Raw genomic sequence first — 23,845 nt, forward strand, 5'->3', positions numbered from 1 at the left:
CTTCCATTCTCTAATGACTATGCGCTATAGCTGCGTTTTTCCAGTCGATTTTCGATTCGATTCACGCCTATAAGGATTGCTATGACACTTACGGCGATTGACGCTATTGCGATCCACCAGTGCCCATCATCGATAGCCTGCAGTGATGCGGAAACGATATTGCCAACCTTGAAGTAGGTTAAACTAATTGAAATTGCGAGAAATACAAAAATATAAATCAAATTAAACAGAAAGTACATTTTGCCGGAATGACCGACTTCCCAGTAGACGTAAGCAACCGCCATCGATAAGGAATAACCAAACCAGAAGATGGCATACAGTACAAAGTGCAAGACAGATATTTCGGCTCCCATGTTTCGTAAGATAAGGAATTGCAGTATAAAAAATACTAGCTGCGTTATAACCAACACGATCGTTAGATGCGTAATGCGTCCAATCGCTATTTGTTTGGAGGAGATAGGCAGCGTTCTCCAATATGCCATTTTTTTCGTATAGGAATTATCCTTCCAATAACGCATCATCGTTTGATTAAGTACAAACCCCATGCAAGGAAGTAACGTTAAATAAATAAAATCCATTGCCCAATTCAACATGACATCTCGCTGTCCGCTTGCGACATCTTTTAACAATGGAACCGTGAATAACAATAAATAGCCGACAAACAATAATGTGAAAAGACTTTTCCAACCATCCTTAGTCAGCTCATGCTTTGTTAAATACCAAGCGCCCTTCCATAAACCCACAGCACTCGCTCCCCTCGATCGATCAGTCATTATACTGTATATATCTTTATACACAGTATATTCACTGTATACACCATTGTCAACCCTTACCAATAAAATAAAAAAAGCCCTGCTTCCGAAAGAGTTTTCTCTCTCGAATGCAAGGCTTCCGCATAAATGGTTACACGTATTACCACCCGAAAATCGCATCAATTACAGGTTTTGTATGCCCGCCCGGATACATCAAGTAAAGCAAGACGTATACCATTGTACCTGTAATGGCGGTCACGAACCAAATGAGCGAAGTAACCTTTCCCCACTTACGATGCTTAGCGAATTTCTTCTTATAGCCGAGCGTAAGCGTCGTAATGCCAAATACGGCAGCAACTGTCGCAAGAACGATATGGAATAATAAAAATACGAGATAATAGGGCTTTAAGCCATCCGGACCGCCCCATGAGGTGTTCCCTACAAAAATCGTTCGCGACATGTATACGATAAAAAAGATTGTCGCAGCTACCGCAGCATAGAACATCACCTTCTGATGTTCCTCCAGCCTGCGCTTGATAGCCAGCCTCCACCCTACGGCTACCAGTACTGCACTTAGCACGATGAAGAAGGTGCTTATTGTCGGCATAATATTATTAATGTTCAACTCTACCCCACCTATTGTTCTTATAATGAATGTTGCTATGCCGTACCGGTATTCGTATTTGGCAAATCATCTTCCGTATGCTCGCGTTTGAACCACTGCCTGAAAATATACGCCAAAATAATGCCGTACATAATCTCCTGCACGAATTTCATCACGATTCCGCCAAGCTGCTGATCTTCAACGACATCCATTATATTAAAAAACTGCGGGCCGCTGAAGCTCTCTAGCAATCGACTTGGATCGCCAGAAACACAATATCCCATCGCAGTTACCCATACGTTAGGATCGCTGTAGATCGCATACATAGACGTTTTCGCAAAAATAATTAAGGCACACGCCGGCGTGAGCAGCATCCCGTTTGCAAATACATAAGCCATTCTCTTCAAATCGGTTAGTCTTGCCCACTCCGGTACAGGGACGGCAATTTGCCACCACATCATAAATGAAGTTACAAGCAATACTAAATAATAAAGACGATGCACAGCAAAGTGCGTCATCACATAGTCATGGACGATTGGAATATGGTATACCGAAAATAATACATTAAACAGCACGAGACAAATGACCGGGTGCATCATAAAGCTGAACTTTTTCCAAAAAGGAACCGAGAACATCTTTTTCCATAAGAAGCTTGGCACGCCAAGCAAAACGAGCGGCGGTACAATCAAATAAGATACAGACATATTGATCATATGAAATGTAAACATAAGGTGGCCTAATAGATTAAAAGGCCCACCGTGCACCAAATAAAACATAACGGCAGCGGAGACGAACATTACCTTTTGCAGCCTAGTTGCAGCCGGTGCTTGCGGGGCATTCTTTTCACGCCATGGACCGATTAGGTAGAAATATAGAATGACAATAGCCGCCATTCCGAACAGAAACATGGGGGTCCACAATTCCTCGAAGCGGAAATACTGTAAGCCAAGCATCGTGGAAGCTCCTTTCAATAACGCTAACCTATTTTTACAAAAGAGGAGGGACCCAAGCCTCGGGACCCTCCTCTCCTCCAATCAATCGGCGATTACCACCAAGCCCAGTACTCGGCCATGATGACACAAGTGAATACGATGAATACGCCAGTCAAAATGCCGATAATGGCGAATGTATGACCGCGGTCTTTCATATGCATCCAGAATGCCATTTGAACGAATACTTGCAAAACGGCTAATCCGACTAAAATAATGTAAATGAAATCTTTGTTGATCTCTCCGCTGATTACAGTCGCAAATGCGATGAACGTAAGCAGGATGGAGAAAATAAAGGCGATGATATGCTTCTTCGGTCCTTCGACCTTATGACGCTTGGGGCTTTCCTCTGTGGCAGTGTGATTGCTGGCCATGGATTAAACCACCTTTCCCATCAAGTAAACGACGGTGAAAATGAATACCCATACAACGTCGATAAAGTGCCAGTACATACCGGCTACATATACCTTTGGTGCGGTAACGACAGTCAAGCCTTTTCTTGCGAGCTGAATGATGATCAATGTGATCCACGTAATACCGAAAGCAACGTGCGCTCCGTGGAAACCAACGAGCGTGTAGAACGAGGAGCTGAATGCGCTCGTCGTAAAGCCGTGGCCTTCATGTACATAGTGGTAGAACTCATAAATCTCTAGTCCAAGGAATGCTGCGCCTAGAACAACGGTAATGATAAGCCAATTAATAAGCGCCTTTACCCTATTCGTATGCAACGCGTGAACAGCGAATACGCTGGTCAAGCTTGATGTAAGCAATAGTGCAGTCGCAAGCGCGACAAGCGGAAGCTGAAACAGCTCATCTGCAGTTGGACCGTCAAGCACTTGGTTGCGTAGAGCTAGGAACGCTGAGAACAAAGTTCCGAACAATACCGTCTCGCCGCCAAGGAAAAGCCAGAAGCCTAATACTTTATTGCGTCCCTCGAGGGTCGCCTTTTCGGGCTCATGAGGCAATTGCCCCTCTACATGCGAATGCGCACTCATGCTTTCCCCCCCAAATCTCTAAGGATTTCTTCTTCTTCAATGTGGAAGCCATGATCATCGATTGTAGAACGCAGGAACATGCATCCGAACAAGATCAGTAGGCCAAAAATACCAACAGCATAACCTGTTTTGAATGAACCGAACAAGTTGCCCCAATCATGAGCGTACATGAAACCTAAACCTGCGATAAACAATCCAAGTCCCATAAAGAACGGCAAGATTGAAGGAGATGGCATATGAATCGGACCAATTGGCTCCGCAGGCGTCATGCCTTTGTGGCCATCCGATTTTTCTTTCCAGTATGCATCATAACCGCGCACAAGCGGCGTTTGAGCGAAGTTGTACTCTGGCGGCGGAGATGGAATCGTCCACTCCAGCGTACGGCCGTCTTCCCAAGGATCTGCCGGCGCATTTTGCGGTTTGAATGCCGTAATCACAACATTCAGCAAGAAGAAGATTGTACCGAAGCCCATCAAGAATGCGCCAACCGTACTAATCATGTTCATTTCATTAAAGCCTAGACCGTCAAGATATGTCCAGATACGACGCGGCATACCGAGCAAGCCAAGGAAATGCTGAATGAAGAACGTTAAGTGGAAGCCGATAAAGAATGTCCAGAAAGTCAGTTTACCAAGCGTTTCGTTTAGTACACGTCCGAACATTTTCGGCCACCAGTAGTGAAGGCCCGAGAAAATACCAAGAATCAATCCGCCTACGATAACGTAGTGGAAATGCGCTACGACAAAGTAAGAATCGTGATACTGGAAGTCGGCTGGCGCTGCTGCCAGCATGACGCCGGTAACGCCGCCCATTACGAAGGTTGGGATAAATCCAACAGCAAACAAATTCGCTGTAGTGAATTTAATGGAGCCGCCCCACATCGTAAACAGCCAGTTAAAGATTTTGATACCTGTCGGTACTGCGATAAGCATCGTCGCAATCGAGAACAGCGCATTCGCAACCGGTCCTAAACCAACTGTGAACATGTGATGCGCCCAAACCATGAAGCCCAAAAAGCCGATCAGGATTGTAGCGAATACCATTGAGCTGTAACCGAACAAACGTTTACGCGAGAATGTGCTTATTACCTCGGAAATAACGCCGAAGGCCGGCAGGATGAGGATATAAACCTCAGGATGCCCGAATATCCAGAAAATATGCTCCCATAGTACAGCGTTACCGCCGCCTGAAGGATCAAAGAAATTTGCGTCAAACAATCTGTCGAACATAAGTGCCGCAAGACCAACTGCCAAAGCAGGGAATGCGAACAAGATTAGCGCTGAAGTAATGAACGCTGTCCATGTGAACATCGGCATACGCATGAACGTCATGCCTGGCGCACGCATGTTGATAATCGTTACGAGGAAGTTAATCCCCCCGATTAGTGTACCGATACCGGCTATTTGCAAGCCGAGAACGTAATAATCTACGCCATGATCACCGCTATAGGTCGTGCCTGCGAGCGGTGCGTAAGATGTCCAGCCAGCATCCGGTGCTCCACCAGTAAACCAGCTGACGTTAAGCAGCACGCCGCCGAACAGGAATGTCCAGAAGCCAAGCGAGTTAACGAAAGGGAAGGCTACGTCGCGCGCGCCGATTTGTAGCGGAACGACCGCATTCATTAGCGCGAACAACAGCGGCATGGCCGCTAGGAAGATCATCGTCGTACCGTGCATCGTAAGTAGCTCGTTGTATGTATCCGCGCTAACAAAGTCATTAAGCGGCTTCCATAATTGAACCCGAATCAAAATCGCTTCCAAACCGCCGACAAGGAAGAAAAATCCTCCAGCGATCAAATACAGTATTCCAATTTTTTTATGGTCAACCGTTGTGAGCCAGTCCATCAGACCGCTGTAACGTTTGACCTGATGCGAATGCGCATGAGCCAAAGTAGGTACCTCCTTCAATCACCGATAAATTATTGTTGGTAGTTAAGCTTCAGTTCAGATAAATATTTAGCAATACCTTCAAGTTCTTGATCAGTCAAATCGATTTTGCCCATTTGGTTGCCGGGTTTAACTTCATCCGGGTTTTTAATCCATTTGTGTAAGTTATCGTAGACTGAACCTTCATTGGAATATTGCGGATCATCGGTGTTAACGAGTATACCTCCGACAGTCTCACGGCTTCCGATACCTGTCAAGTTAGGATAAGCCGGTCCGCCAAGGTCGCCCACAGCGTGGCAAGATAGACATTTGCTTTCGAATGCTTTCGCAATCGCAGGATCGCTTGGCAATGCTACAGGCTCTTGGAGCGCTGCTACCCAACGATCAAATGAAGACTCGTCCACTGATTTGACTTTAAAGTCCATCAAACCGTGCGAAGGTCCGCAAAGCTCGGCACATTTACCTAGGTAAACGCCTTCTTTTGGAGCCGAGAAGTACATCGCATTTACGTTTGCGCCAGGGTTTGTATCGATTTTACCTGCTAGCGATGGAATCCAGAACGAGTGAAGCACGTCTGCGGATTTCGCTTTTACGGAAATCGTTTTGCCTTTTGGAATGATAAGTTCCTGCGCTGTTTTTACTCCGTAATCCGGATATTCAAACTCCCACCAGTATTGGTGTGAAGTAACGATTACTTGAATCGCTTCCGGATCTTTGCTGTAGTCTTTAGCTAAGTTAAATACGGATTGTACGGTCGGAACACCCAAAATGATAAGCATGATGATCGGAATAACTGTCCAAATGATCTCCAGCTTATGGTTACCTTCCACTTGCTTAGGAATCGTATTGTCACCTTTGCGTCTGCGAAAACGAATAATTACATACAAAGAAATCGCAAAGACGGCAACAATCACGATTAACATGATTCCGATTGCCAGCTTCATCAGCCCGAATTGCTCTTCCGCTACAGGTCCCTGAGGATTCAGCGTCGACAAATCGCTCCGCCCGCAAGCCGCTAGCACCAGTACCATCATGGCCATAAGCGGCGCAAGCCGTTTTACAAATCGCCACCGTTTCATCATTAATCAACCCCACTTTTGACGTTTTCGCAGCTGCCTGATTTTCACGTGGCATACGGCTGGCTGCGTGTTTCACAGATGTTATTACAACTCCTGCAACTTAAATCACTTTATTAAATATAAAGTTGAAGCCCCTATTTGTCAATGTTCCACAGAGAGTTCACAAATTGTTCTCAAAGCTGTCAAAAACGCATTATTGCAACGTTTTTCAAGCCTCTCGGACACATAGTTCGACCTGTCAGCATGAAGGACTCTCTACCCTACATTGTGCACCAAACCCATGGTCAATTATGTATGCTGTCCGAAACGTATATTTACGCTGGCAAGGCAAAAACTAAAGCCATTATCGTATGAATGGGGGTCCGTTCTTTATGTTAAAACGAATGGCCGCACTGATGCTTTCCGCAATCGTCTTATCAACTGCCGCCGGTTGCAATTACAAAGAGTTTGCCCAGAATAGCGACACCGATTACGGCAGCCGTCAAGTAAACGATCCGAAAATGCTTGGCGGCAAGTCGTATGGTCCAACGTCAAATAATCCGCATCAGCATGACAACGCATTTTTCGAATACAGCTCCGTTATTTCAAGAAAAGTGTCTGATCTTAATGGCGTTGCCTCTGCTATCGTCATGCTGACGGACAAAAATGCTTACGTAGCATTGATGCTGGATTGGACAGCGGTTGGCACCCGCAATCACGGCGGCAAAACGGAACAAGACAATACCGGAACGAATGAAGGAGTCTATAATCATGATACCGGTAGTCCTTACGGCAACAGCCGCGTGCTCGTCTCGCCCTACAATTCCTACTTTTCCGTCAACGATATTAATGATTTGTCAGATGAGCTTAAGCAAACCGTCGCGCTAAGAGTTCGTGAACTCGCCCCAACGGTGCAAGAGGTTCACATTTCAGCTAACATGGAGTTCGTCAATTACTTCAATGAATTTGCCAAGGAGGCTTGGGGCGGACGGTCGCTTATGCCTTGGGTTGATTCCTTTAATAAGATCGTTAAGTATCACTTTGCCGGCGGCAAGGAGATGCCTGCTCCTATCACACAGCCAGGAACTTACAGCCCTTCCGAGGCCCAAATGGATCAATAAAAAAATCGCTTCTATTATATATAGCAAAAAAAAGACTCTTCGACCGAAGAGCCTTTTTTTTGCGTTGCTTCTATTATATTAGCGCATCGGCGAGAACGTACTAACCCCTGCTAAGATCGCATCTGTCTGAGCGAGCAGCTCATCCGGCAATGCGATATCGATGGCCTTCACGTTCTCTTCGATTTGTGCCGGACGGCTAGAGCCGATAATGGCTGAGCTTACATTTGGCTGGCGCAGCACCCAAGCAAGCGAGAATTGTGACAAGGTCGCGCCAATGGTTGCAGCAAGCGCTTCGAGCTTCCCGGCAACCTGCAGCACATCCTCGCGCAGATAGCTGTTAAGAATGCCGTTTGTCTTATCGTTTGCTGCACGGCTGTCAGACGGAACGGCTTGACCCGGCTTGTACTTACCAGTTAGAACGCCTTGAGCCAGCGGGGAAAATACAACCTGACCCATTCCTTCCTGCTCGCTTGTACGGATGACGTCTTGCTCAATATATCGCTCGAACATATTATAAATCGGTTGGTTCGATATGAGCGGGCGCAGTCCAAGTCGCTTGCTCGTTGCAGCAGCATCCGTAATTTGTGCAGCCGTCCATTCGCTGATCCCGGTATAGAGCACTTTACCTTGAGCGGTCAAATCATCAAGCGCACGAAGCGTTTCTTCAACCGGCGTATCGGAATCAAAGCGATGGCATTGATACAGATCAATGTAATCGGTGCCGAGCCGCTTCAGGCTCGCCTCGCATTGCTCGACAATATGTTTTCTGGATAATCCCCGGTCATTGGGACCTGAGCCCATTGGGAAAAATACTTTAGTTGCAAGCACATAGCTGCTGCGGTTATATTCTTTTAAGGCATGTCCCATTACCTTCTCTGCTTCACCATTATTGTAAGCGTTAGCAGTGTCAAAGAAATTAATGCCGATATCATATGCTTTATGAATGCATGCCTGGGCTGTCTCGGCTTCCGTCGCCGTTCCGTACGTTAACCAGCTGCCAAGACCGATTTCGCTAACTTTAAGACCGCTTTTGCCAAGTTTTCTATATTTCATTTGCCAACACTCCTCTTAGTCATTTCCCGCTGTACTCAAGTAGTAGTGTATAGCACTTCATTCTCTAATTAAAGTAGTGAATGTTTTTTCATTTTATTATCTCTAATATATATACTATACTTATTGTTAGTAGCATACGGAGAGGAGGTCCACCAATTGAGCGCACATAATTACATCCCTAAAGAGCCTGTGAACATCGAGTGCAATATCGAGAAGACGCTGGACGTTATCGGAGGAAAATGGGCTTTTCTAGTCATTCGAGAATTATTTTGCGGCACCAGAAGATTCGGAGAAATACAGCGGTTAATTCCTGCGGTAAGCCCTCGCGCGTTAACAAGCACGCTCCGTCATCTGGAAGAGAAGGGCGTGCTTGAACGCAAGGTATTTCCAACCGTACCGGTTACGGTCGAGTATACGCTGACACCAAAGGGTGAAGATCTGCATCATATTTTAAAAGAAATGAAGCGTTGGGCTGCAATGTGGACTTAGCTTAACGCTTCACTTCAGCAAATGATCTGGCAGCGATTTTGTGCTGGCTTGAAAACGGTCGATAGCCGTTTGATAGACACGCCGATCACTTTCATTTTGGGACAACCGTTCAAGGCGGAGCAGCTCCGCCTCAAACTGCTCGATCAGCATCGAAACGCGCTCTTTCGGCTTGGATTGCGAATTTTTCGGCTGCTTGCTCTCCTCGCCTGTTTGAAGAAGCAGTTCACCGTTGCTGTCGATTTGTGCAAAAAACACTTCTTCTTCTTTCAGATTTCTTTTTGTCAGCTCATGCAGCAGCCATTGTCGATCAAGACCAAGCTGATCAAGCACTTCATCTTGAATATCCCCGTCCATCAGCACGGTCTGTGCTTCCCGCTCAATCGGCATTTTCCATCCAAGCACATCAGGCGTAATAGGCTGATATTCCTTCTTCAGCATTACATTGACTTCACCGCTCGATTCCATGACCGCAAACTCCACGTCCGCCACGCGGTACACGTCTTTTTTCCGCAATTGCTCTAGCATTTCATCCAAGGTCAATCGTTCTTTATGCAAATTCTTTTTGAGCAGCTGGCCGTCTTTAATAAGAACCGTCCCTTTTCCATCAATGAAATTTCGGGCTTTTTTGCTTTTCATCGTCAAAAATTCCATCGCGACAGAAACGCTTACCCACACCGCTAACGAAACCATTCCCAAAAACCATAAATTATCGAGATCAAGCGAGATATAGGCAGCAATGTTACCTATAGATATCCCTGTTATGTACTCGAATAGAGACAGCTGAGAAATTTGACGTTTGCCTAACACCTTCGTGAGCGCAAATAAAATAACGATTGCCGCTAACGTACGAAGGACAATTTCAATCCAACTTGGCATCTTGACTTCCCCCTTTCCATTTCTAGAGTATCCAGAAAGGTAAAAGTCATGCGTCTTTCAATAAGATGTTGCATTTCATTGCGAAGTATAGTATTATAAAAAGAACGTATTATATTTAACCCCAGCAAATCCCCAGTAAGATTCAACGTTTTCCTCGGATTTTGATTTCTTTGCTGTTAATTCTCAAACCTGTTACGTGATGTATTTCTGATTCACACTGGCGCGGTCTTCGGAGCCGCGAGGACGGAAGAGAGGTAGGGCTTTCGTTGTTTTAGAATGCGAGTTTAAGACAACTTGGTACACATGCTGTTTGCTGTTAACAAGGGGATTCCATACGGCCTTTCGCTCATGAAGAGGTCCGGTTAAATATAAGATACACAAGGGCTGTCCGGCTAGTTCATTAATGTGCTAGCAGGGCAGCCCTATCCAATTTCCAATACCTTTATTCGTTCGGACAAGCTGATGCTGCAAAATGGCCGGAACGAATTATTTTTGTATCCAAGTACCGTTCATTATACTCCGAGCGGTCTCCCCAAAGCGGAATACGGTTCGCTACGTCAAGTCCAGCAGCCTTCAGCGCATCAAGCTTTTTCGGATTATTCGTAATCAAGGAGACAGGCTTTGACCTCAGCGCCTTTAATACACGGATCGCATCGCTATAGCTGCGGGCGTCGTCAACAAAACCGAGCTCCACATTAGCCTCTACCGTATCGTAGCCCTTCTCTTGCAGCAAATAAGCCATCGCTTTGCTGAACAGTCCAATGCCCCTGCCTTCATGATTCGCCAAATAAAATAAAGCGCCTGTTCCTTTCTCAACAATCATACGCATCGATTCATGCAGCTGATAGCCGCAATCGCACCGTTTGCTTCCGAAAATGTCGCCTGTGTGGCATATGCTGTGCATGCGTATCCAAGCTTCCTCCGCTTGCTCAAAGTCTCCATACACAAGCACGCTTGACTGCTGCATCTCCGCCAAATTAATGGCTGATAGCTTCTCGATAATTTGCTCTGCATCGTCCAGCTTTTCATCACATAGCAGCCAGCAATACCACTGAAAAATCGCTTCGCCTTCCTCCATCTTCACAGGAAGCTGGATCGGCCCAACCAAATATAAAATACCTTTGTCGCTTTCAATGACTCTGATTTTGTGATCAACGATGGAAACCGCTTCTGTAAGCATAAAGGCATGCTCCTGACCTATTCATAATAGTCGCTTGAACTATTATGAGCCCGAAGCAATGGGGTTATGCCCACCCTAATTTCACGGATAGGCATCCACCCCTAGCTACCTTCTATCCAAGCTTTGTCTCATGAATCTCGGCCGTTACTCCTTCAGGCACTTTAATGCTCACTTTCGCATGCGCTGGATAAGCAACCTCCAGCTTCATCGCCGAACCGCCCTGCTCCAAGCGCCAAGAAACACCGATTCTGCCTCCGCCTGGATGCGGGACGCTTCCTTTCGCCCAAGCAAGTCCGCATAGATTAGGCGCGATTTCCACCTCAGTCCATGCTGCAGTCAATGCTTTTACGCCTAACAGCTCGCGCCCTAGGAAATAGGCTGGTGCCGAGGACCAAGCGTGGCAGTGGCTGCGGGTTAGCATATCCTCATGCGCGCGATTTTCGGAGAAGTTTGGATACATCTCCCAGCAGGTCGTTGCCCCGTTGTCGATCATGACGCCATAATGATGACGGATGTCATCTATGATTTGCTGCGCGTTGCCTGACTTCGCAAGTGCTTCATAATAGAAGAAAGACATAAACGGACTGCCGATTTGCACAAAATGCGCTGGCGGCTGCTGCATATATTTCGATAGACGCTCATAACGCTCGCCGATTGCCACCTCGGTCAAAGTCGCAACAACCTGCGTCTGCATGCTGAGCACCTCTGATCTGCGCCCATCCGCATGAATGCAGTCGATATACGCCTGATTCTGTTCATCCCATAAATGCTCGTTAATCGCGCTCGTCAGCTTCTTCGCTTCGTCCGCAAACCATGCAGCACCCGCAGCGTCGTCAACGATTGCCGCTAATTCAGCTGTCGCAAGCAGCGTTTTGACTAAAAACATATTTTGATGCGTCACGACTCCGTCATTAGGCTGATCGATCGGCGACCAATCGAGGAAATTCCAGCCCTGTATGTTAAAGAGGCCGTTTCCGTCGATTTTCTCCAAGTAGTGCTTCAGCGTAAACTGCATATGCGCGTACATTTCCTTCGCAAAATCACGGTCTCCCGTCTGCAAATAATACTCATGGCAAGCTAGCGCCCAGAAAAAAGTCCAGTTCGGAATGACGCTGTTCCAACCGCTTGGCACTTGATTGACAAGCAGCGGAGTCTGATCCTTGGAGCCCGGAACGAGCTTGAGACAACGTTTGACGATGTCGTTTACGCCGTACAAATAGTTGCTGATAAGCGCCTCGTTGCGGCTATCCCCCACCCAAAATACCTGCTCGTAAGCCGGGCAATCAACGAAGGTATCTTCCATGCAAAGCTTCGTCGTATGCTGGCTAATTTGCCAAATATCATTTAGCAGCGGATCCGAGCATTGGAATTTGCCGATTTCGGCAACCGGATAATTGCTCTGCAAGCAGGTCAGACCATAAAATTTAACAGGCTTCGTCGCCCCCCGCACGGTTACCATCTGATAACGGAAGCCGCGTCTTACCGAGGATACATATACTTGTCTACCTTGTCTGCATACGTACCGGATCGTATTATCTAGTCCGTATGTGTCTTGCCTGTAATGGCTGTTCATATATTCAAAGCCGTAAAAGTCAATAACCGTGCCCGCATCCGCATCTACCTCGAACGTCAAATAACCGGAATATTCTTTGCCAAAATCAATAATGAGCTCCGTATCCATCCCGTGGAAAATCGGAACCGTTCCTGCCTCCGCATTCGGAATGACCATTTGCTGCAGCGATGCCGGAATCGCAAGCGCCGTACTCTCCTTCTTATACACGCATAAGGCAAATACATCGGCCTCGCTGACGAATTTGTTCGGAATCGGCTTCACCCATTCGGCATATTTCGATAAGTCTCCCGCCGAGGCAACCGAGCCCGTGACCTCCAAATAAAGAGGATGTTTGCGATTAAACGGCTGCCTTCCTTGATGATCGATTTGAACAGCCGTATCGAATGGCCCAATCGAACAAAACACCGAATGCGCTTCACCAGCGTCTTCCCAAGGCGATCGGAAAACAAATGGCTTCTCACAATAAAGCCCCAGATGAATAATGCCGGGATGCGACTGGCCGGACACGTCGACAAGCAGCAGATGCTCACCGGCTTCAAGCTCCAGCTCCGCGTAGCGCTCAACGTCATTTCTGCCAAAGGCATCAATAACCTTTCCGTTTAGCGTAACTGCAACGATTCCTTCGCCAAATGCGGCACCAAGCACAACCGATGCAGGCTCTTCTAATACCAATTGCGTCGCCGCATAACCTATATATTCGAGATGATTCGAATGATTTTCACTGCCTGCTGCCAAATGATTGCGCACATCTATTGCAGCTGTCCAGTGGAAGGTTTTTATTTGGTTAAGCGCTTCTACGCGCTGCGGATAAACCTGCTCTTCCGTCAGAAGAGGAATATCACGGGGAATTAATGTCGTCCATGGCCCTTCCCCTACTGCCGCTATGACGAGCGCCGAAGCCCAGCCTATATCGGAATAATCACGTTCCTTCCAGCTGTCATCCCACTCCGAGGCATCCACATATTCAGAGAAAGCGTGCTGGCAAGCCATACGTGTAGCTCTTGAATGCTGACCGAGATAACGGGACGTCCGCCATGACTGATCGCTGCTCACGGTCTCCAGCAGGCTGCCGTCCTCGCTCAGCAAATCCAGCTGTGCCAGCAATCCGCCGCGACCGCGGATATAATAAAAGGTCGTTATGCCAAAATGCATGACCAGCACCGCAATCGTATTCTGCTTACCGCGCTCAAGCAAATGTCCAACCTCATACGTATCATAGGATTGCTCAGTCTGCCAAGAACGGACGGGGCCGCGCCCCAGCCTCTTTCCATTGATATACAATACATATCTTGAATCCGCCGTTATGCGGAGCGAGCTGTCGCTCCAGCCTTCCTGCGGTACCATAAAGGTTTTGCGGAAGCAGTGCCACTCATTGCGAGGGCTCTCCTCACCTTGTGTCCATATCCAATTTGCCTGCCATGCACGACTCATTTCAGCAACCACTCCTTCGCCATATTACCTCTGATTGTACAGCAGCGAAAGAACGGACTAATGGGTTGATTACGACAAATATATAGGTGTAAAATGACATAAGAGTGGTTTGTAAGCGTAGACGAGTCACAAATGTCGGTTCCTATTTTGATAGCATTGGAGCGCTTCCAGATGAAAAAAAATGTCATGCTCACCAAGGCCGAGCTTTATTTCAACGATGGGCTTTCGATATTCGTTAATCGGGTAAGTGAACGATTCGAGCTTCGCGAGCATGCGCATGAATTTGTGGAGATTTGTTACGTATGGGAAGGAAGCGGCTTTCATTATATTGGAGATAAGGCGCTGCGCGTAACGAAGGGGGATTTATTTTTGATTCCGATCGGCATCTCTCATGTATTTAGGCCCTCCTCCTCTGCCGCGGATAGTCGTCTAATTGTCGGCAACTGCATCTTTGAGCAGTCGATCCTAGAGTCCCTTACAAGCACGATGCCAAATACGCTAAACTCGTACCGCTTTAAACATATTGGCGCTGATGCCATGACGAGCTGGATCTCATTTCGCGAGCAAGCGCATGAATTCGGAGCATTATTCGACCGGATGCTTCAGGAGTTTCAACAAGCCCGGTTGGGCTTTCATACGATGCTGCTCGCTATGCTGCTCGAGCTGCTTCTGCTGCTTGAGCGCCGTTTAGAGACTGGGAGGCATAACAGCCCATCGCATGTTATCGAGCCCGGCGATCGTGTGGACACGCTTATCCACTATATGCGATCACATCTGCATGAGCCGATTTCGCTGCGAGACATTTCAAAGCAAGTTCAGCTTGGCGAGCGCCAGGTACAGCGGCTTATCCTTGCCTCAACGGGTCTTACGTTTACGAGCCTGCTGCGCAAGGAGCGCATTGAGCGAAGTTGTATGCTGCTTGAACAAACAACAAAAACAGCGGCAGAAATCGCTCCGCTCGTCGGCTTGCACGACATGAAGCATTTCCACCGCTTGTTCAAGCAGCTTATCGGCATGACGCCTATTCAGTTTCGCCATGCATCACATGCTGCTGTAAAACAATGAGGCTATTCCTCATAAATCATTTTCCTCGTCATGCCGCCGTCAATCGTTATATGGGTACCCGTTACAAAATCATTGTTAGGGTCGGTTAAGTAAAGGCACGCACGCGCGATATCCGCCGGCTTGCCAACGCGCTGTGACGGATGCTGCGCATGATCCTCCGGCCGCAGCTTATCGTAGTCGCCATTTTCGATCCAGCCCGGACAGATGGCGTTGACGGTTATGCGATCAGGACCGAGTGACACCGCCATCGCATGCGTGAGCGACAGAATACCGCCTTTCGAGGCGGCATAGGCTTCCGAATTCGGCTCCGACATCATCGCTCTCGTCGAGGAAATGTTCACGATAGCGCCTCCGCCGCTTGTCCGCATCAGCTTCGCCGCCTCACGCGAGCAGACGAAGGTGCCGCGCAGATTCGTGTCCACTACGCTGTCCCACTCGTCGATTGATAAATCATAGGGTGACTTCCATATGCCAAAGCCTGCATTATTAATGACGATGTCCAGTCTGCCCAGCATCGTCTCGATATCGCGGAGCAAACCTACTATTTGTTCCGGCTTGCTCATATCGATGACAAAGGATAAGGAATCATAGCCAGCCTCCTGCAGCAGGTCGCCGGTCTGCTCAAGCCCATCTTCATTTTTATCGACGAGCACGGGAAGCGCTCCTTGCTCGGCATAGGCGATCGCAAGCGCACGGCCGATTCCCGCTCCTGCACCCGTTATGAGTACTATTTTATCGTCATAGACTGATTCCATCCGAATTCCTCCTTAGCGATTGTAGCTGGTCTTTCAATAAAAGTGTAATCGAAAATCATCTAAAATGAAAACAGCTAAAAACATAGTGCGGCAACGTACATCACTTATGTCCATCTTGCCGATTGCTGCGTTCGGGCTAAGGCTCTCCGTTGTTAATGCTCGTTGCAGGGCTGATGCTTCAATCAAATTTGCCTGCCTCCAAAAGTTGTGGCTAAGTCGTGTCAAATTGTCTGATAATTTAATCATTGTTTTGAAAAAGGCTTCAAAAGCCCTTGTCAATTACTCCAAAAGCGCATATGATAAAAGCAAGAAAAGGTTGTGAATGTTTTCACATTGTATTATAGGTTGTGAAATAATTCACGTTGTAAGGTCGACAGCCGACGCGGCTCACGCCCTTTACACATACAATAGGAGGCGTTTTAGATGACGATGAACATTGCTGTTATTGGCTGCACACATGCAGGAACTGCTGCTATTACCCAAATGGCTAAGCTTTACCCGGAGGCCCGCATTACGGTCTATGAACGGAACGACAACATCTCGTTTTTATCGTGCGGCATTGCCCTTCACGTTGGCGGTGTAGTAAAGGATGCCGAGCAGCTATTTTACGCAACACCTGACCAGCTCGCTAAGCTAGGCGTTACGACGCATATGCGCCATGACGTGCTTGCAGTAGATACGGATGCCAAAACGATTCAAGTCCGCAACCTGCTAACCGGCGGCGAATTTACAGACACTTTCGATAAGCTCGTCGTAACGACTGGCTCGTGGCCGATTGTTCCTCAAATGGACGGCATTGATCTCGAAAATATCGTTCTTTGCAAAAACTATAACCATTCGAAAACGATCATTGAAAAAGCAAAAAATGCGAACCGCATCGCCGTCATCGGGGCCGGCTATATCGGCATTGAGCTTGTTGAAGCCTTTGAGCAGCTTGGCAAGCAGGTTACTTTGATCGATAATATGGAGCGCATTTTATATAAATACTTGGACCAAGAGTTTACCGATCTAACTGAGCAAGCGTTGATTGATAAAGGGATTACAATCGCAACCGGCGAAACCGTCACTTCGTTCACGGGCGCCGAGGGCCGCGTAACAACCGTTAATACGACTGCTGGCCAATATGAAGCGGACCTCGTTGTGCTTTGCATCGGCTTCCGTCCTAATACTGAGCTGCTCAAGGGTCAAGTCGACATGCTGCCAAACGGTGCGATTATCGTCGACGATTATATGAGAACGAGCAAGCCTGATATTTTTGCCGCTGGCGACAGCTGTGCCGTCCACTATAATCCGACTGGTCAAAATGCCTATATCCCGCTTGCAACAAACGCCGTTCGCATGGGCACGCTGGTTGCCAAAAACCTTATGGAGCCAGTCGTCAGATATCTTGGGACGCAAGGCACATCGGGCATTAAGATTTACGACTACAACATCGCATCGACTGGTTTAACCGAAACAGCCGCAATTGCTTCGGGAATGAATGTGAAAAATGTCACAATCATCGACAATTACCGTCCCGAGTTTATGCCGACCTACGAGCAAGTAACGCTGAAGGTTGTTTACGAAGCAGACAGCGGCAGAATCGTTGGCGCTCAGGTGCTCTCGAAGGTCGATCTGACGCAATCGATAAATACGTTATCGGTTTGTATCCAAAACGGCATGACCATGGACGAATTAAGCTACGTCGATTTCTTCTTCCAGCCACACTACAACAAACCATGGAACCTGCTTAACCAAGCCGGGTTGCAGGCGGTATAACACAATCAAGGAGCAGCAATGAGGTTATTCCTCATCGCTGCTCCTTTGATTTCTTCATCCTATAGGAGAAAGACCTCGCACATGGTGCTCCTTTCTAACTAAATCTACACCGAATCCGCCGGCGGAGTACCAAAGTTTGGCGTGCCGTCGCTATTCCACGTAAACACTTTGGCGCGCGCATGGCGATTCGGATCAAACAATGGATCGCCTGCAATCTCCTTATAGCTGCGAGCGTGATAAACGAGTATGTCCTGCTCGCCATCCTCAGACACCGTAAAGCTGTTATGCCCCGGACCGTATTGGCTGTTCTCCTCGCTGCTCACAAACACCGGCTCCTGCGACTTCACCCAAGAGGCAGGATCAAGCAAGTCGCTCGTTTCCATAGCCGTCAGCATCCCCATCGCATAATTGTGATTCGTCGCGCTGCCGGAATACGTCAAATAGATCTTGCCGCCGCGTTTTAGCACGGCCGCGCCTTCATTCACCATGAAGCCAATGACTTCCCAATCAAGCTCAGGCCTCGTGATCAGCACCTGCTTGCTCGCAAGCGTCCATGGATTACCCATCAGCGCGATATACAAATTTGTATTGCCTTGAATGGCAGGATCTTGCTGCGCCCATACTAAATATTGCTCGCCGTTATGCTCGAAGCTAGTAGCATCAAGAGAGAAGGAATCCCAATCCGTGGCGATCTGTCCCTTCTCCGTCCAGCTGCCTTCAAGCGGATTAGCCGATTCATTTTCCAGCACATACATACGATGCCGAAACGGCGCGTCTTCCCTTGCAGCGGCGAAATAGATATACCATTTCCCACCGATCAGATGCAGCTCGGGCGCCCATATATGTTTGCTCATCGGCCCGGAATGGTGTTTTCTCCACACGACAACCTGCTCGGCATCGGTCAGTCCTTCAATTGTAGCCGCTCTGCGAAGCTCAATTCTATCGTACTCAGGCACGGAGCCTGTAAAATAATAAAAACCGTCCGAATGCTTCAAAACCCAAGGATCTGCCCGTTGCTCTACCAATGGATTTCGCAGCTGCTTGCGCGACTGCTCGGATGCTTGCATACTCATGATTCCTCTCAATCCTCCAGCTAAAAATCCTATGTACTTGGGACGGAAATATAATTTGTAAAGCCAACTATTAACATATAAAATAAACAAATAGTTCACTTTAGTTAAATGATCATACCCAATGAACGAACCAAACCTTACGACATATTATTTCGATTCATTTAATGCAAAGCGATTGCACGGTTAATAAAGTTGAGCGGAGTGAAGGCATGAAAATAGATATTTCAGATACGCATCTACCGATTTATGAAGCATTGGCGAGCGATGTAAGACTTCGAATCATTCAATTGCTTGCCCTGCAGGAAATGAACATTAAGGATCTCGCGCAAGCGCTCGAACTGAGCAGTCCGATCATGACAATGCATGTCAAAAAGCTGGAGAAAGCCGGGCTCATTAGCTCCGAGATGGTTTCCAGCAGCGGCGGCACCAAAAAAATGTGCAAGCTCATTACCGACAGCATTGAAATCGATTTCCCGTCCAAAAGCCGTCCTGCGCTGCGCACCTATCACGAATCTATCGTTTCCGTCGGTCATTACACCGACTTCGAAGTAGAGCCGACCTGCGGCCTAGCTACTACCGTGAAGGTAATCGGCATGTTCGACGAGCCGCGTTTTTTCCTTGATGCGGAGCGCACCAATGCAAAAATATTATGGTTCAGCAGCGGCTTCATCGAATACAAAATTGCTAACTTCCTGTTGAAAAGCGAGAAGCCTACCGAGCTCGAAATTTCTTTCGAAATATCGTCCGAGGCTCCGTTTGCCAATGAGAATTGGCCGTCCGACATTTCCTTCTATATCAACGGCACCAAAATCGGCCTATGGACAAGCCCCGGCGATTTCGGCGGCAAACGAGGCAAGTACACGCCTGACTGGTGGTGGGACGAGATCAATCAATACGGCCTGCTGAAAGTATTAAAAATTACGCCAAACGGCACCTTTATTGACGGTCAGCAAATATCCGACGTTACCCTAGATGATGTCGATATTTTAAACAAGCAGTGGAAATTCCGCATAGCTGTTGAGGAAGACGCTGAGAATGTAGGCGGCGTTACGCTATTTGGCGCCGGGTTTGGGAACTATAATCAGGACATCGTCTTCAAGCTATATTATGAAAGAAACGAGTAGGAGCATGCGGCATCAGCCGCCTGCTCCTTTCTCTTTCTGTTTACTACGCGGTCTTCAACCTGTAGATCGCAACCGACTGCTTCGGCAGCTCCACGGTGAACGTATTCGACAGACCATCGACTGCTTGTTCCTTCGGCTGCACCTCCGCAGGCTCCACAAACGAATTTTCCGTATCCAGCATCGCTTGTAGCGCCAGCTTCGTCCCTTGCGGAGAAATGGACTGCCCCATTACATGAATGGATACCTTCACGTCATACGCTTCGCCATTTACGATTTTCAAAATCATCTCATTCGTCTTCTCGTCTCTGCCCGCGATGAAATAGAAGGGAGCTTCGCCCTGGGTGCCTCCGCGTCCCGCCTCATACGATTGCCCGCTTCGCATGCCGACTGTCGCTGGAAGCACCGAGCTTGCCACATGCTGGCTAAACAATTGCTGCACATAATAATTCGGCGTTCCATAAACCTCCGAATTGTTGAACCATATCAAATCCGGCGACCACTGCGAATAACCTTCCTTGCCAAACAACGGCGCATATGAAGCCATCGCTACAACATCGGAATTTCGCTCCAGGCCGATCATATAAGCCGCTTCCGCAAGCGCCGAGCCGAAATTGTTCGCTCTTGCGCCGTTGTGCGCGGCATATTCTCCAACGAACACCTTTGGACCTTTGCGGTCATACGAATCATAGCGGCTTGCATTTGTTTTGAACCAATCCGGGTTCATATAATAATGCTCATCCACAATATCCGTCGGCTGCCTTTGCTGCCAGCTCCATGCATCGTCAAAAATAGGACCGGATGGCGATGGGCCTGCCGAGGCGATCAGCTGGATGTTCGGATATTTCTCTTTAATGGCTGCTGCAAACTGCTCGTATCTTATAAAATAATCCGTACCCCAATGCTCGTTGCCGATTGCGATAAATTCAAGCCCAAAAGGAGCTGGATGCCCGTTTTTTGCTCGCAGCGCTCCCCATTTGCTCGTTACGGAGCCATTGGCATATTCGATTAGATCAAGCGCATCTTGCATAAAGGGCGAAAGCTCATCCATGGGCGCCACATCCGACTGGCGGAATTGATCGCCCATCCCCGCATTGACGACGGGAAGCGGCTCTGCCCCAAGATCCTCGCTTAACTGGAAGTATTCATGGAACCCAAGCCCATAGCTTTGGTAATAAGGCGTCGTTAACGAACCGCCGCCCCACATATTGGCGTTTTGTTTTCGTTGCGCGGGATCTCCAATCGAATCCTTCCAGTTGTAGCGATTGCCGATTCCGTCTCCACCGACAATGCTGCCGCCGGGAAATCTTACGAATGACGGCTTCAAATCAGCCAGCATTTGGACCAAATCCGCCCTTAAGCCTCCCGGTCTGTTCTTCCAAGTCGATTGAGGAAACAACGAGACCATATCGACATCAAGCGCACCTGCTCCCTGCATGCCCAGAACAAATCTTCCGCTCTGCGCATCAGCAGAAGCGGTTATTTTTGCAGTCAGCTTGCCCCATCCAGCATAAGGAGAAGCAGCCACTTCGCCTAAAGACAGCTTCGTCTCACCGAGCCTCTTGCCGTCGTCGCCTTCTAAATAAGCGGTCAGCTTCAGCTTATCGCCCTTGCCGCTGCGAACGTACATGGAGAAATCGTAGCTCTCACCCTGCTTCAAGGCGATGCCTCCGAATCCGCTGTTCACGATCGCAAATTCATCTGCCTCGGCAGGCGCGTTCACCATTACCGATAAATAGCTCGGATTATTGGCATTTAGCGGGTACTCCGTGCGCACCTCCATCGTTCCGTCACCAGAGCCCGATGTTCTGCTCGCCCAGTTCCAAAGCGAATCTCCAAACTCGAAGGAGCGATTCTCCACAAGCTCCGCGTACACGCCGCCATCACCGGCGAAGTTGATATCCTCGAAGAAAATGCCGAAAAGGTGATCACTCACGGGAGCGCCTTGCTGATCAGCTTGAATCGATACCGCGTAATCGGCAGCGCCTTCCTCCCATACGAGGAGCGGGATTTCTTTCTTGCTTGAGGCTTTGCCCTTCGTGACGGCCGCAGTCAGTACGACTTCAAGATCGCCAGCACCGCTCGCCGGCCTCGTAACGGAGCCTTCTGAACCTACCGCCACCTCATGATCCGAGGACCAAACGATATTAGCCCCACCCGGCCCAACTAGCGGAAGCACTAGTGCATCGACAACACGGTCGCTGCCTTCAATCGTCAGCCAATCCGCGGCAAAAGCAACGATTTCATCATCGCTCATGCCTGCAGTCAGTTGATCGGCAACTTCATCGGCGGTTAACGCTTTGCTATAAATGCGTACCTCATCTACTTGTCCGGACAAAAACGGATCGACGTCAAATTGTGATTTTCCGATAAAATTGCCCGTTGTGCCTGCCATATCGGTTGGTTTTATCGAAAGCTCATCATTGCGGGCAGCCTCACGGCCATTCAAATAGAGAACGCCTGTTGTGCCCGACCATGTGAAGGCAACATTCGTCCAGCTATCCACCGGAAACTCCGCCTCGGCATGAATGATCTGCTCGCCGCCGCCATTTTTAATCGCCAGCTTCATATTTCCGGTTTCTGACATTGGGGTCAGAAACAAATAACGATTCACTCCGTTGCCGAAGTCGAATATCCGCTGCCAAGTCCGAAGATCGTTCAAATTGACCCATGCCGATATCGTCAGCTCTTCCAACCCGTTAAGCACCGCCGTCGGCATTTCCGCATAGGCGCTTGCCCCGTCAAGCTGATAGCTGCTGCCAAACTTCCCTTCCGCCTGCAGCGTGCCGCCATTCAAACTAGCTCCGTTATCATGGCCCGTTGCATCGGCAGCTGCATGAATAGCGCTGCCCGGCTCTGGCAGCTCCACTTCATCAAACGTGTAGCGAAGGACTAGAGATTGCTCATACGCAGACCGCTTATCCAGCTCCGCATTTTCCTTTACCTGCTCCCCCTGCTGCGGCCGCGTTAGCAGCCAGATCGCTGCTGCCATCGCGGCCAGCAGCAGCAAGACCAAAAATCTCCCTATACGCTTATTAATCAACTTGCACCTCTTTTTCGATAGCTGAACAGCCGTATCTTGCTATTCGCCTGCGATACCCGAACGTTCAACGCTCTCCACGAAGTAGCGCTGCGTGAACATATATAGGATGAGCACAGGCAAAATCGTGAGCATTACGCCCGCCATAACTTGGTTTTGCAGCGTTGGCGCCATGCCAAGCGTGCCTGCGGATACCGAGCTTGAAGCCTGCTGAAGATCCAAATTCGCATTTCCGTTGAAGAAGGCCATATTTTGCGCCAAGTTGAAATACTCTGGAACGAGCAAATACATGTTAGGCTCGAACAAGTCATTCCAATGCCAAACGACCGAGAACAAGAAGACGACCAGCATAGCCGGCTTGGCTAGCGGGAACATAATCATCCAATACGTGCGGAATGCGCCTGCGCCATCGATTCTCGCCGCCTCCTCGAGCACGTTCGGAAGGGTGCGGTAAAATTGAATAAAGATTAGCACGAACAAAGAGCCTTTTAATCCGTGACCAAGCAGCGCCGGCACAACGAACGGCAAATGCGTATTTACCCAGCCTAGATCAAGGAAAAAGGTAAACAGCGGCACGACGATCGTCTGCGGCGGCACTAGAAACGTGAACACCACCATCGCCAGAAACAGCGCTTGCCCAGGGAAGCGGTAACGCGCGAAGCCGTAGCCGACTATCGAGCAGCTGATGACCTGCAAAATCGCGCTCCCGAATGATATGATCGTGCTGTTCAATAGTCCGGGCCAGAAATTAATCGCCTTAAGCGCAATCGAGTAATTCGTTAAGCTGAACTGCTTCGGAATCCATTGAATCGTCGCATCCGCAACATCCTCCGGCCGCATGAGCGATTTGGATACCATGTACAGCAGCGGATAGACGAATACGAACGCCAAGCTGAGAATAACTAAATAGTAGAAGAACGTTCCGATTATGCCGCGCCCGCGCTTCATCCACGTAATCTTCCAGACCGCTTCCGCTTTGCCTTGAAGACCCGCATATTTTTCGGTCACACTTGGTGAACTCATGCC

The 23,845-nt window shown here is 48.4% G+C and carries 20 protein-coding genes; 5 read left to right on the forward strand and 15 right to left on the reverse strand.

The features are described 5' to 3' along the window. Positions 1-17: 17 nt before the first annotated feature. The 7 genes from A7975_RS15830 to coxB form a co-directional block, all read right to left on the reverse strand. The gene (locus A7975_RS15830) at positions 18-743 is read right to left on the reverse strand and encodes a hypothetical protein (protein WP_065385714.1); all 726 of its coding nucleotides are present in this window, start codon (positions 741-743) and stop codon (positions 18-20) included. A 169-nt stretch (positions 744-912) separates the two neighbouring features. Then, the gene (locus A7975_RS15835; RefSeq protein ID WP_483295923.1) at positions 913-1,359 is read right to left on the reverse strand and encodes a DUF420 domain-containing protein; all 447 of its coding nucleotides are present in this window, start codon (positions 1,357-1,359) and stop codon (positions 913-915) included. Between the two features lie 53 nt (positions 1,360-1,412). Continuing rightward, the gene (gene ctaG, locus A7975_RS15840; protein ID WP_053372410.1) at positions 1,413-2,309 is read right to left on the reverse strand and encodes a cytochrome c oxidase assembly factor CtaG; all 897 of its coding nucleotides are present in this window, start codon (positions 2,307-2,309) and stop codon (positions 1,413-1,415) included. A gap of 92 nt (positions 2,310-2,401) precedes the next feature. Continuing rightward, entirely contained in the window at positions 2,402-2,719 is a 318-nt protein-coding gene (locus A7975_RS15845; protein ID WP_053372411.1) for a cytochrome C oxidase subunit IV family protein, read from the reverse strand. A gap of 3 nt (positions 2,720-2,722) precedes the next feature. After that, the gene (locus tag A7975_RS15850) at positions 2,723-3,340 is read right to left on the reverse strand and encodes a cytochrome c oxidase subunit 3 (protein WP_053372412.1); all 618 of its coding nucleotides are present in this window, start codon (positions 3,338-3,340) and stop codon (positions 2,723-2,725) included. Next, on the reverse strand, positions 3,337-5,184 hold the full coding sequence (gene ctaD / locus A7975_RS15855) for a cytochrome c oxidase subunit I (RefSeq protein WP_065385922.1): 1,848 nt from the start codon (positions 5,182-5,184) through the stop codon (positions 3,337-3,339). The genes A7975_RS15850 and ctaD overlap by 4 nt, the downstream gene beginning before the upstream one ends. 74 nt (positions 5,185-5,258) lie before the next feature. Next, positions 5,259-6,308, reverse strand: coding sequence for a cytochrome c oxidase subunit II (coxB, locus tag A7975_RS15860; RefSeq protein ID WP_053372413.1), 1,050 nt, complete (start codon positions 6,306-6,308; stop codon positions 5,259-5,261). Between the two features lie 368 nt (positions 6,309-6,676). Between coxB and A7975_RS15865 the strand changes: the two genes are divergently transcribed. Beyond that, entirely contained in the window at positions 6,677-7,405 is a 729-nt protein-coding gene (locus A7975_RS15865) for a YhcN/YlaJ family sporulation lipoprotein (RefSeq protein ID WP_053372414.1), read from the forward strand. A gap of 78 nt (positions 7,406-7,483) precedes the next feature. On the opposite strand, the gene A7975_RS15870 is transcribed toward A7975_RS15865, so the two are convergent. Next, positions 7,484-8,458 (reverse strand): aldo/keto reductase family protein, encoded by a 975-nt coding sequence (locus A7975_RS15870; RefSeq protein WP_065385716.1) that lies wholly within the window; start codon positions 8,456-8,458, stop codon positions 7,484-7,486. Between the two features lie 156 nt (positions 8,459-8,614). Here A7975_RS15870 and A7975_RS15875 point away from each other — a divergent pair, with 156 nt between their 5' ends. After that, a complete protein-coding gene (locus tag A7975_RS15875) occupies positions 8,615-8,947 on the forward strand; it encodes a winged helix-turn-helix transcriptional regulator (protein ID WP_053372416.1) in 333 nt (110 codons plus the stop codon). 9 nt (positions 8,948-8,956) lie between these two features. Here A7975_RS15875 and A7975_RS15880 read toward each other — a convergent pair whose 3' ends face one another. The 3 genes from A7975_RS15880 to A7975_RS15890 all read right to left on the reverse strand — a co-directional run bounded on the left by A7975_RS15880 (position 8,957) and on the right by A7975_RS15890 (position 14,007). Beyond that, positions 8,957-9,823, reverse strand: a complete 867-nt coding sequence (locus A7975_RS15880; protein ID WP_053372417.1) for a DUF421 domain-containing protein — start codon at positions 9,821-9,823, stop codon at positions 8,957-8,959. A gap of 442 nt (positions 9,824-10,265) precedes the next feature. Further along, a complete protein-coding gene (locus tag A7975_RS15885) occupies positions 10,266-11,003 on the reverse strand; it encodes a GTP cyclohydrolase II (RefSeq protein WP_065385717.1) in 738 nt (245 codons plus the stop codon). Between the two features lie 112 nt (positions 11,004-11,115). After that, positions 11,116-14,007 carry a family 78 glycoside hydrolase catalytic domain gene (locus A7975_RS15890; RefSeq protein ID WP_065385718.1) on the reverse strand — a complete coding sequence of 964 codons (2,892 nt, stop codon included), beginning with the start codon at positions 14,005-14,007 and terminating at the stop codon, positions 11,116-11,118. Positions 14,008-14,178: 171 nt separating this feature from the next. Here A7975_RS15890 and A7975_RS15895 point away from each other — a divergent pair, with 171 nt between their 5' ends. Continuing rightward, on the forward strand, positions 14,179-15,072 hold the full coding sequence (locus A7975_RS15895) for an AraC family transcriptional regulator (RefSeq protein ID WP_065385719.1): 894 nt from the start codon (positions 14,179-14,181) through the stop codon (positions 15,070-15,072). Positions 15,073-15,074: 2 nt separating this feature from the next. On the opposite strand, the gene A7975_RS15900 is transcribed toward A7975_RS15895, so the two are convergent. Continuing rightward, positions 15,075-15,827 (reverse strand): SDR family NAD(P)-dependent oxidoreductase, encoded by a 753-nt coding sequence (locus A7975_RS15900; RefSeq protein WP_053372421.1) that lies wholly within the window; start codon positions 15,825-15,827, stop codon positions 15,075-15,077. Positions 15,828-16,256: 429 nt separating this feature from the next. On the opposite strand from A7975_RS15900, the gene A7975_RS15905 reads away from it, so the two are divergent. Beyond that, positions 16,257-17,585 carry an FAD-dependent oxidoreductase gene (locus A7975_RS15905; RefSeq protein ID WP_065385923.1) on the forward strand — a complete coding sequence of 443 codons (1,329 nt, stop codon included), beginning with the start codon at positions 16,257-16,259 and terminating at the stop codon, positions 17,583-17,585. 104 nt (positions 17,586-17,689) lie between these two features. On the opposite strand, the gene A7975_RS15910 is transcribed toward A7975_RS15905, so the two are convergent. Continuing rightward, entirely contained in the window at positions 17,690-18,658 is a 969-nt protein-coding gene (locus A7975_RS15910; protein ID WP_053372422.1) for a glycoside hydrolase family 43 protein, read from the reverse strand. A gap of 209 nt (positions 18,659-18,867) precedes the next feature. Between A7975_RS15910 and A7975_RS15915 the strand changes: the two genes are divergently transcribed. Further along, positions 18,868-19,782, forward strand: a complete 915-nt coding sequence (locus tag A7975_RS15915) for an ArsR/SmtB family transcription factor (RefSeq protein WP_053372423.1) — start codon at positions 18,868-18,870, stop codon at positions 19,780-19,782. Positions 19,783-19,825: 43 nt separating this feature from the next. Here the strand turns inward: A7975_RS15915 and A7975_RS15920 are convergent, their stop codons facing one another. After that, positions 19,826-22,822: a LamG-like jellyroll fold domain-containing protein gene (locus A7975_RS15920; protein WP_141680306.1), complete on the reverse strand. Its 2,997-nt coding sequence runs from the start codon at positions 22,820-22,822 to the stop codon at positions 19,826-19,828. Between the two features lie 39 nt (positions 22,823-22,861). After that, the gene (locus A7975_RS15925) at positions 22,862-23,842 is read right to left on the reverse strand and encodes a carbohydrate ABC transporter permease (protein ID WP_053372426.1); all 981 of its coding nucleotides are present in this window, start codon (positions 23,840-23,842) and stop codon (positions 22,862-22,864) included. Positions 23,843-23,845: the final 3 nt, after the last annotated feature.

It is taken from the genome of Bacillus sp. FJAT-26390 (assembly GCF_001682865.1).
Taxonomy (GTDB): Bacteria; Bacillota; Bacilli; order Paenibacillales; family Paenibacillaceae; genus Pristimantibacillus.

What these genes read in the sequence shown, in the direction of transcription:
- A7975_RS15835 (WP_483295923.1), bottom strand. Translation starts at nt 1,359, where the DNA reads ATGCCGACAATAAGCACCTTCTTCATCGTGCTAAGTGCAGTACTGGTA.
- ctaG (WP_053372410.1), bottom strand. Translation starts at nt 2,309, where the DNA reads ATGCTTGGCTTACAGTATTTCCGCTTCGAGGAATTGTGGACCCCCATG.
- A7975_RS15845 (WP_053372411.1), bottom strand. Translation starts at nt 2,719, where the DNA reads ATGGCCAGCAATCACACTGCCACAGAGGAAAGCCCCAAGCGTCATAAG.
- A7975_RS15850 (WP_053372412.1), bottom strand. Translation starts at nt 3,340, where the DNA reads ATGAGTGCGCATTCGCATGTAGAGGGGCAATTGCCTCATGAGCCCGAA.
- ctaD (WP_065385922.1), bottom strand. Translation starts at nt 5,184, where the DNA reads ATGGACTGGCTCACAACGGTTGACCATAAAAAAATTGGAATACTGTAT.
- coxB (WP_053372413.1), bottom strand. Translation starts at nt 6,308, where the DNA reads ATGATGAAACGGTGGCGATTTGTAAAACGGCTTGCGCCGCTTATGGCC.
- A7975_RS15865 (WP_053372414.1), top strand. Translation starts at nt 6,677, where the DNA reads ATGTTAAAACGAATGGCCGCACTGATGCTTTCCGCAATCGTCTTATCA.
- A7975_RS15870 (WP_065385716.1), bottom strand. Translation starts at nt 8,458, where the DNA reads ATGAAATATAGAAAACTTGGCAAAAGCGGTCTTAAAGTTAGCGAAATC.
- A7975_RS15880 (WP_053372417.1), bottom strand. Translation starts at nt 9,823, where the DNA reads ATGCCAAGTTGGATTGAAATTGTCCTTCGTACGTTAGCGGCAATCGTT.
- A7975_RS15885 (WP_065385717.1), bottom strand. Translation starts at nt 11,003, where the DNA reads ATGCTTACAGAAGCGGTTTCCATCGTTGATCACAAAATCAGAGTCATT.
- A7975_RS15890 (WP_065385718.1), bottom strand. Translation starts at nt 14,007, where the DNA reads ATGAGTCGTGCATGGCAGGCAAATTGGATATGGACACAAGGTGAGGAG.
- A7975_RS15895 (WP_065385719.1), top strand. Translation starts at nt 14,179, where the DNA reads ATGAAAAAAAATGTCATGCTCACCAAGGCCGAGCTTTATTTCAACGAT.
- A7975_RS15900 (WP_053372421.1), bottom strand. Translation starts at nt 15,827, where the DNA reads ATGGAATCAGTCTATGACGATAAAATAGTACTCATAACGGGTGCAGGA.
- A7975_RS15905 (WP_065385923.1), top strand. Translation starts at nt 16,257, where the DNA reads ATGAACATTGCTGTTATTGGCTGCACACATGCAGGAACTGCTGCTATT.
- A7975_RS15910 (WP_053372422.1), bottom strand. Translation starts at nt 18,658, where the DNA reads ATGAGTATGCAAGCATCCGAGCAGTCGCGCAAGCAGCTGCGAAATCCA.
- A7975_RS15915 (WP_053372423.1), top strand. Translation starts at nt 18,868, where the DNA reads ATGAAAATAGATATTTCAGATACGCATCTACCGATTTATGAAGCATTG.
- A7975_RS15925 (WP_053372426.1), bottom strand. Translation starts at nt 23,842, where the DNA reads ATGAGTTCACCAAGTGTGACCGAAAAATATGCGGGTCTTCAAGGCAAA.